Below are 7,758 nucleotides of genomic sequence, written 5' to 3'. Positions count from 1 at the left end.
TTGAGCAACAGCTTGCCTTCTGCTAAAAGGCTGCTACTTTTAGCTGCACTGATTTTTTAGTCTAAACTACAGTTAGTTGAAAATTGTGCCGCAAAGAGGAGGGACACGGCAATGCCGTGTCCTTAGTCGGATCGGCGACTCCTAATCACAAATAAATTAAGTTGCCGAGGGAATTGTGATATCAACAGATTGCACTTTTACCGAAGTTCCCAAACTCGATAACGGCGGTTGAATTGCCGCACTATTTCCCACTACTAATGTTACCAGATTCTCCGGTTTCAAATAAGTCTGGGCTACGCGCTGCACGTCGGCAATTGTTGCTGCTTCGATGCTGCGGCGGTAGCGAAAAATGAAATCTTCGGGATAACCGTAGTATTCGTAGCGAATTAATCGCGACAAAGTTTGACTGGGATTTTCAAATTTGAAGATGAAAGAATTTAGGGTGGAATCTTTAGCAAAAGCTAATTCTTCCTGGGTAATTGGTTCGGTGCGGATACGATCGATCTCTGCCCGAATCGCCTGGATAAACGCTACTGTGGCGTCCGATCGCGTTTGGCCTCCTGCGACAAACACCCCCGGATAGTCAAACCTCGGACTCCAAGCCGCGTATACTGAATAAGCTAAGCCTTGGCGCGATCGCACGTTATTAAACAAACGGCCACCGAAACCGTTGAGAACCCCATTCATCACATCCAAAGCACCGTAATCTGGACTGTTGAGCATTCCACCCAAATGTCCCATTTGCACGTAACTTTGACTTAATTGCGGCTGATTTACCAAAAATATGCCGCCGCCATTTGCTGGCGATACGGTTGGTAGCGGAGGCACTGCTGCACTTTGATTCGGTTGCCAGTTGCCAAATTTTTGCTCGACGAGCGATCGCATTTTAGCTGTATCAAAATCGCCAGAAATACCCAAAATCATATTCTTGGGATGGAAATATTTCTGGTAGAAACTCACCAAATCGTCGCGGGAAATATTGGCGAGGGTTTTGTATTCTACCGTGCGCGCGTAAGGACTGCGAGATCCATAAATTAATTTTTGAAACTCGCGGCCGGTAATACCGTCAGGATCGTCATTGCGGCGGGCGATCGCACCTTGAGTTTGGTTCTTCGCTAAATCCAACTTTTCCTGAGCAAATATTGGCTCCCGAATCACTTCCGCAAATAAGTCAAATACGGGTTCCAAATCTTCAGCTAAAGCACTAAAATTAGCGCTGCCTGAACTAACATCAATCCCCGTTTCTACTGAAGCTGCTCGCTGTTCTAGCAACTGATTTAATTCATCAGCCGTATGCCGGCTCGTACCGCCAGTTCGCATCACTTCTCCCGTCAAACCTCCCAATCCAATTTTATCGGCAGGTTCAAAACGCTCGCCCGTGCGAAATAGAGCCGTTCCCCCGACTAACGGCAGTTCCCGGTCTTCCATCAGATACACCCGGATGCCATTTTTTAGCTCGAAGCGAGTATATTTAGGCAGTTTAATTTCTGCCAGCGGGGGAAATGTTAATTCGTCGTAGTGTTTGGGTGCCGCCGCAAAGGAAGGTAACAAATTAAACGTGCCAAGTGAAACAGTAAAAAAGCAAAGTGACAGCAGAAATAACTTTACTTTTTTCAGTCTCAATTTAGTCCTTTTCATTCTTTCTCCAATGTTTCCTAATTTGACAATTCGAGGCAGAGCCTCGCCGATATGCGTTCCCAGGCAGAGCCTGGAAACGAGTATTTCTTCCCTCTTCCTTCTTCCCTCTTCCCTCTTCCTTCTTCCTTCTTCCGCCGGACATCGAACTGACATCCGTTACATCCGTTACATCCGTTACATCCGTTACAGAACCTTCTTCTTACAGTGGCAAAAGCTTTCCAATCGTGCGATTTTCCGGGCGGAAAGTTGCCTGAGCGACACGCTGAATGTCAGCGGGAGTAACAGCCGCGATCGCATCCAATTCCTTGAACAAATTTCGCCATGAACCGGTATTTACTTGATAGTCCACCAGCGCAAATGCCATGCCCATATTAGAATTGAGCGATCGCAACAAATCGGCTCTCGCCTGAGTTTTCACGCGATCTAATTCCAAAGCAGAAACCGGCTCAGTTTTCAGGCGATCGATTTCCTTGCTCAAAGCGGAGGCTACTTCATCAACCGTGCGGCCCGGAGCAGTTTGAGCATAAAATAACATCAAATTCGGATACTTTTCGCCCGGATAACCGCTGAAACCTTGAGCCGCCAGCGCCAATTGCTGCTCTTCTACCAAAGATTTGTAGAGCCGAGAAGTGCGGCCATCGCTGAGCAAAGAACCAATCATTTCATAAATGGCATTGTCGGGATGATTCATCGCCGGTTTGTGATACCCTTCCAAATACCAAGGTTGAGTTTTTAATTGCAGCGTCACTTCCTTAGTTTGCGTTTGGGGAGGTTCGACAATCTGCAATTCTGGAGGCGCGGGTGAAGCCTTGTAACGGCCGAAATAAATTTGAGCGAGTCGCTTCACCTCCGAAGCTTTCACGTCTCCTACCACCGCAACAGTCAGCTTGCTGGGGACGTAGTGAGTGTCGAAAAACTTCTGCACGTCGCTGCGGGTGAGGTTTTTAATGTCTTCAGTGTAGCCAATTACGGGGCGGCGGTAGGGATGAGCAGAGAAAGCTTTGTTGGCAAAAGCTTCAACCATTTGTCCGATCGGAGAATTCTCGGTTCGCAGCCGGCGCTCTTCTAAAATTACCTGTTTTTCCTTGTAAAATTCCCGAAATACTGGTTCGAGAAATCGCTCGGATTCCAGCGACATCCACATTTCTAACTTGTTAGCTGGAAGGCTGTAAAAATACATTGTGGCGTCGGTGGAAGTAGCGGCATTTAGTCCGACTCCGCCTGCTTGTTCCACTATTTTGCCGAGTTCATTGCGCTTGACAAATTGCGAAGCTTCGGCTTCAACTTTGTCAAATTCTGCTTTTAATTGGGCGACTTCTTCAGTTTTGCCGCTGGCCTTGGCTGCTTGCATTTGCTCGAAGAGTTGGTCTTGTTTTTCTAGCAGCGGCTTTTCGGCTTGGTAGTCGGTAGTGCCGATTTTTGGCGTGCCTTTGAAGGCTAAATGTTCGAGATAGTGGGCGACACCTGTTTGACCGTCGGGTTCGTTTGCCCCGCCTACATCGGCGTGAATCAGAAACGATGCTACGGGCGCTCTGGGCCTTTCGAGTACGATGAATTTCATGCCGTTGTCGAGCTTAAATTCGCTGACTTGGCTGATTACTCGATCGAGCGATGGTTGAACAGAGACTGTTTGGGAGCCGCTAGCGGGGTTGGGGCGGGCGAGGGCGATTTCGGGCGAAATTCCCCACCACAGCAGTACAGCGGCGAGCAGGGATGCGATGAATCGAGTTTGGCGATCGGGCGATTCCCTACGGGATAGCTTCGCTTCACGGGGTTTTTGGAACTGCGGGGTCATTCGATTTTAGATTTTAGATTTTAGATTTTGGATTGTCAAACAAAAAAATGTTTGTGCTCGGTGGCCAGGAATTCTTTTCTCAGGATAAAGATTTTTGGAGGCATAAGCGATCTGTTGCGCCCCAGATGTTAGGCTGATACAGCAAATCTCAAAAAGGGTCTGGGGCCCGGCGAGGAGTTTTAAGTTTGGGATAAAAGCCGCGCACAACTTAAAACTTAACATTATTTAGCCCTTCAGTCCCGAACCCGTAGTTCCAAGTCGCCAATTACCGATTGCAAAGCCATGCGAATTTTTAATCAGTCTCCTCCTTCTGAAACAGAAACCAAGAAGCGGATTTTACAAGCCGCTCAGCGGTTGTTTGCCCGCAGCGGATACGACGGCACGACAACTCGCGATTTAGCAGCGGCGGCGGGGGTGGCAGAGGGTACGCTATTTCGGCATTTTGATAATAAAAAAGCGATTTTGATTGAGGTAGCGACGGAAGGATGGGTGGAGTTGCTGACGGATTTGCTGACAGAATTGAGCGAGATGGGCAGTTACAAAGCAGTGGCTCAGGTGATGCGGCGGCGGATGCTGAATATCCGCGAGAATAGCGACATGATGCGGGTGTGTTTTTTGGAAGCGCAATTTCACCCGGATTTGCGCGACAGAATTCAGTTGGAAGTCATCGGAAAAATGAGCGATGTTGCTGAGGCTTTTTTTGAAACGGCGATGGAAAAAGGAGTTTATCGGAAGATGAATCCGAAGATTGTGGCTCAGGTATTTTTAGGAATGTTTGCAGTCGCGGGTTTCAGTCAAAATACGATTATGGAGCCGAATGCTTCGCCGCAGGAAATGCAGGAAATGGCCGAAGGACTCGCAGATATTTTTCTGAATGGGGTTTTACAGAAAGATGAATGATTAGTCATTAGTTATTGGTTATTTGTTGGTTGTTACTTATTGGTTGTTACTTATTGGTGATTATAATTAATAACCAATAACCAATAACCTGTCACTAATCCCCAATTACTCTATAAAATCGTACATCTTTTGTACCCACTTCTCCCGATAATCCTGCCATTCATCCGTCACTACTTCCCAGGTTGTATTGCTTTCAAGTTCCAGCAATAGACTTGATACTTCTTCCAGTGTCGATGCTATATGACATTCTTCTACCCAACTTTCACGGATCATTTTCCAGAGACTTTGTACCGCTTCTCGCTGAAAATTTGATTCTAATTCAACTAGCAATTTGGCTAGGTGTTTTTCGTCAATTGCTGCTGACACCTCGCTCATCCAACAGTTGCGACGTTCTTTCCATTCTTCCGTCACTGCGTCCCCGTTTAGGTGGGCTTGAAATTCTAACAGTAATTGGTTTAGTTCTACCATATTAAATTTTGTCTTGTTTGCAGTTTGTGCTATTTTTGTACAAATTTTATTGATTGAGAGTGTTGGTTTTTTATAATGAGCTATAGCCTTTATCAAAAAGGTGAGGTACGAATTTTGACCTGGAAAGCTTGACAATACAGGGTTTCTGTATACCTCATTTATCTGAGAAACGCTATATGTGGCTGAGGTTTTTTTGGGAACGGCGAGAGAAAAACAAGTTTATCCAAAGATGAATCCGAAAATTGTCGGTCAGGTATTTGTGGGAATGTTTGCAGTCGCGCCCTTCAGTCAAAATACGATTATGAGCCGAATGCTTCTCGGCAGCAAATGCAGGAAATGGCTGAAGGACTCGCTGATATTTTTCTGAATGGGTTTGGCAGAAAGATCAAGAATTAGTCATTAGTCATTAGTCATTAGGAAATTTTAGAGCCTGAAAACGCATATCTACAGGCTCTGAATCCTCGAAACTACTCCTTAAACTGGTGCATTTGCTGTACCCAATTCTCGCGATTGTGCGACCATTCATCAGCCATAGCTTCCGAATTTGTATTGGTTTCTAGTTCCAGCAATAAACTTGATACTTCTTGGAAAATTGATGCTCCCAGACATTCTTCTACCCAACGGTTCCGACGATCGGGCCACTGAATATCAACCGATTCTCCCTGCAAGTTTGATTCCAATTCAACTAGCAATTCTGCTAGATATGTCAGGTTAACTGATGCTGCCACATCGCTAACCCAACTTTCCCGGCGCTCTTTCCATTCTTTTTTCACTCCTTCTGATTTGAGGTTTCTTTCAAACTCTAACAGTAACTGATTTAGTTCTACCATCTTAAATGTTGGGTTTTTTGTAGTTTGTGCTACAATTTTACCAAAATTTTCACTAAACAGAGTGTTAAGTTTTTTTTTAGATTGCGGTCGCAGTGAAACTACAGAATAGATAATTGAATAATGAGCGATGAATTTACTTTAGATATGCTAGAGATTCCCAGCGGTTGGAGGCGGGGTGAAGGTGACTGGACAGGAGTGGCGGCGGCTCTTGCTAGAGGGGAAACTGTCGAAGTAATTCAAGAAGTTGGTTCTACTTTGTGGCGAAACAGTCTGCCCGAAAAACATTCTTTGTATTGGGATGGGGAAAACCTATCAACTATCAAAGCCCGAATTTGGATTAGTTTCACCCAGAGACGATTTTCGCCGGAATCTGCTTTGCCAAAGGTTCAGTGGCATCCGAGAGTGTTGTGGATAGGGATAGGTTGTGAACGCGGAACAGGGCGAGAATTAATCGAAACTGCGATTAAACAAGTATGCCGTGCTTATCATTTAGCGGAAAGTGCGATCGCAGGTATTGCTACAATAGACACTAAAGCAGGTGAAGTCGGCTTGCTGGAACTTTGTCAAGAGCGAAATTGGCCGTTAAAAACCTTTGCTGCTGACATTTTAAGTTCCGTAGAAGTCCCCAACCCTTCAAATATTGTAGTCAAACAAGTTGGGACGCCCAGCGTAGCAGAAGCTGCAGCACTTTGTGCGATCGAACAGATATCTTGTACCATTCTCAAGAACAGGCAAGATGCCTGTTCCACAAAGAGTGAATCTGCTTGTGGGGTGGGCATCCTACCCGCCCGTGAAAAGCTTTTAGTCCCTAAACAAATATTTCGCAGCAAAAATCCCCCCCTTTCACAAGGAGGGGTTAGGGCGGGTTCTGCGGTAACAGTAGCGGTTGCAGTTTGCCCGATCGAGTATCTGGGATAATGTATTACTGAGACAAAGTATTGGCATTCACAAATCGACCAATCAACCCAGACACGAATGACAAAACAATCGAACCAAACAAAGCCGGCCAAAAACCGTTAACCGCAAAGCCGATATTGAACGCACCCGCCAACCACGAAGCCAGGGAAAGCGAAATTGCATTCACAACGAATAAAAACAAACCTAAAGTAATAATGGTCAAAGGCAGCGTCAGCAATGTAAGAATCGGTCTGACAACCGCGTTCACCAATCCGATAACAACAGCAGCCACCATCGCCGCCGGAAAGCTAACCACCGAAATACCTGGTACAATGTTAGCGGTAACGATCAGCGAAACTGCTGCTACTATCCAAGTTAAGAAAAAACTTAGCATATCTTTTTTTCCATCTCCATCACTATTAATTAAGATTGTACCTGTTTAGTCGATCGACCCAAGTTCGGGATACACTACGAAATACCCACCTTGCGAGAATATCAGACTTATGAAACTCCGGCAACTAGCAGCATTCCTCTTGGCGCTAACTATCTTCATCCTGCAGCAGCCAGCCCAGGCTCAATCTAAATATTACGCTCCGCCGTTGTCCTTTAGCAACGCCGAACTGACAAGACGCGATTTTTCTGGTCAAATGCTGCGGGCCGCTGAGTTTTCTAACGCTAATATGGACTTGACTAATTTTTCTAATGCCGATTTGCGGGGAGCAATTATGAGCGCCTCTGTGATGACTCAGGCGAATTTGCACGGCGCCAATTTAACTAATGCAATGATTGATCAAGTTAAATTTACTAATGCCGATTTAAGTGATGCAATTTTAGCAGAAACAATTTTGCTGCGTTCTACTTTTGAAGGCGTTGATATCACCGGCGCTGACTTTACTGATGCAATTATGGACGGATCACAAGTTAAAGAATTGTGTACAAAGGCAAGTGGGATTAATTCTCAAACGGGGATTTCTACTCGCGATTCCTTGGGATGTCGCTGATTTATTTTAATCCCACAATTTCAATTTCTGGAATATTGGTATGGGCGGCCTAGAACCCCACCCCACAACGAATACAACCAATAAATTTGTTTGTGGAACAGGCATCTTGCCTGTTCCGGGCTAGAAGCCCAACCCCTACTCCCCACAATCAATAAGAGAAAGCCACAAAAAAAATGATCCGATAACTAGGCGGATTTAGCAAAAATTTCAACAAACCATTTTTTGAGAT

The 7,758-nt window shown here is 45.5% G+C and carries 8 protein-coding genes and 1 pseudogene; 4 read left to right on the top strand and 5 right to left on the bottom strand.

The features are described 5' to 3' along the window. Positions 1-156: 156 nt before the first annotated feature. Entirely contained in the window at positions 157-1,638 is a 1,482-nt protein-coding gene (locus QUA83_RS29515) for a pitrilysin family protein (protein ID WP_333297722.1), read from the bottom strand. A gap of 199 nt (positions 1,639-1,837) precedes the next feature. Beyond that, positions 1,838-3,433 carry a pitrilysin family protein gene (locus QUA83_RS29510; RefSeq protein ID WP_333153397.1) on the bottom strand — a complete coding sequence of 532 codons (1,596 nt, stop codon included), beginning with the start codon at positions 3,431-3,433 and terminating at the stop codon, positions 1,838-1,840. 282 nt (positions 3,434-3,715) lie between these two features. Between QUA83_RS29510 and QUA83_RS29505 the strand changes: the two genes are divergently transcribed. Then, positions 3,716-4,333, top strand: coding sequence for a helix-turn-helix domain-containing protein (locus QUA83_RS29505; protein WP_333056383.1), 618 nt, complete (start codon positions 3,716-3,718; stop codon positions 4,331-4,333). Between the two features lie 105 nt (positions 4,334-4,438). On the opposite strand, the gene QUA83_RS29500 is transcribed toward QUA83_RS29505, so the two are convergent. Beyond that, entirely contained in the window at positions 4,439-4,801 is a 363-nt protein-coding gene (locus tag QUA83_RS29500) for a hypothetical protein (protein WP_333297720.1), read from the bottom strand. 178 nt (positions 4,802-4,979) lie between these two features. Between QUA83_RS29500 and QUA83_RS29495 the strand changes: the two are divergent. Then, positions 4,980-5,197: pseudogene (locus tag QUA83_RS29495) on the top strand (TetR/AcrR family transcriptional regulator); the annotation flags it as partial. A 71-nt stretch (positions 5,198-5,268) separates the two neighbouring features. On the opposite strand, the gene QUA83_RS29490 reads toward QUA83_RS29495, so the two are convergent. Next, on the bottom strand, positions 5,269-5,631 hold the full coding sequence (locus QUA83_RS29490) for a hypothetical protein (RefSeq protein ID WP_333297719.1): 363 nt from the start codon (positions 5,629-5,631) through the stop codon (positions 5,269-5,271). Positions 5,632-5,751: 120 nt separating this feature from the next. Between QUA83_RS29490 and QUA83_RS29485 the strand changes: the two genes are divergently transcribed. Next, on the top strand, positions 5,752-6,549 hold the full coding sequence (locus QUA83_RS29485) for a cobalamin biosynthesis protein (protein ID WP_333297718.1): 798 nt from the start codon (positions 5,752-5,754) through the stop codon (positions 6,547-6,549). A 4-nt stretch (positions 6,550-6,553) separates the two neighbouring features. Here QUA83_RS29485 and QUA83_RS29480 read toward each other — a convergent pair whose 3' ends face one another. Beyond that, positions 6,554-6,922 carry a phage holin family protein gene (locus tag QUA83_RS29480; RefSeq protein WP_333149187.1) on the bottom strand — a complete coding sequence of 123 codons (369 nt, stop codon included), beginning with the start codon at positions 6,920-6,922 and terminating at the stop codon, positions 6,554-6,556. Between the two features lie 109 nt (positions 6,923-7,031). Here QUA83_RS29480 and QUA83_RS29475 point away from each other — a divergent pair, with 109 nt between their 5' ends. Continuing rightward, positions 7,032-7,529 (top strand): pentapeptide repeat-containing protein, encoded by a 498-nt coding sequence (locus QUA83_RS29475; RefSeq protein ID WP_333036940.1) that lies wholly within the window; start codon positions 7,032-7,034, stop codon positions 7,527-7,529. Positions 7,530-7,758 lie beyond the last annotated feature (229 nt).

Origin of the sequence: Microcoleus sp. K1-B1 (assembly GCF_036704705.1) — a bacterium.
Classification (GTDB): domain Bacteria; phylum Cyanobacteriota; class Cyanobacteriia; order Cyanobacteriales; family Microcoleaceae; genus Microcoleus.
The sequence above is the reverse complement of the archived record's forward strand: the minus strand, read 5'-3'. Positions and strand labels throughout refer to the sequence as shown.

Excerpts from the sequence above, each read along its gene's own strand:
- QUA83_RS29505 (WP_333056383.1), top strand. The coding sequence starts at position 3,716 with ATGCGAATTTTTAATCAGTCTCCTCCTTCTGAAACAGAAACCAAGAAG.
- QUA83_RS29510 (WP_333153397.1), bottom strand. The coding sequence starts at position 3,433 with ATGACCCCGCAGTTCCAAAAACCCCGTGAAGCGAAGCTATCCCGTAGG.
- QUA83_RS29515 (WP_333297722.1), bottom strand. The coding sequence starts at position 1,638 with ATGAAAAGGACTAAATTGAGACTGAAAAAAGTAAAGTTATTTCTGCTG.
- QUA83_RS29480 (WP_333149187.1), bottom strand. The coding sequence starts at position 6,922 with ATGCTAAGTTTTTTCTTAACTTGGATAGTAGCAGCAGTTTCGCTGATC.
- QUA83_RS29475 (WP_333036940.1), top strand. The coding sequence starts at position 7,032 with ATGAAACTCCGGCAACTAGCAGCATTCCTCTTGGCGCTAACTATCTTC.
- QUA83_RS29485 (WP_333297718.1), top strand. The coding sequence starts at position 5,752 with ATGAGCGATGAATTTACTTTAGATATGCTAGAGATTCCCAGCGGTTGG.
- QUA83_RS29490 (WP_333297719.1), bottom strand. The coding sequence starts at position 5,631 with ATGGTAGAACTAAATCAGTTACTGTTAGAGTTTGAAAGAAACCTCAAA.
- QUA83_RS29500 (WP_333297720.1), bottom strand. The coding sequence starts at position 4,801 with ATGGTAGAACTAAACCAATTACTGTTAGAATTTCAAGCCCACCTAAAC.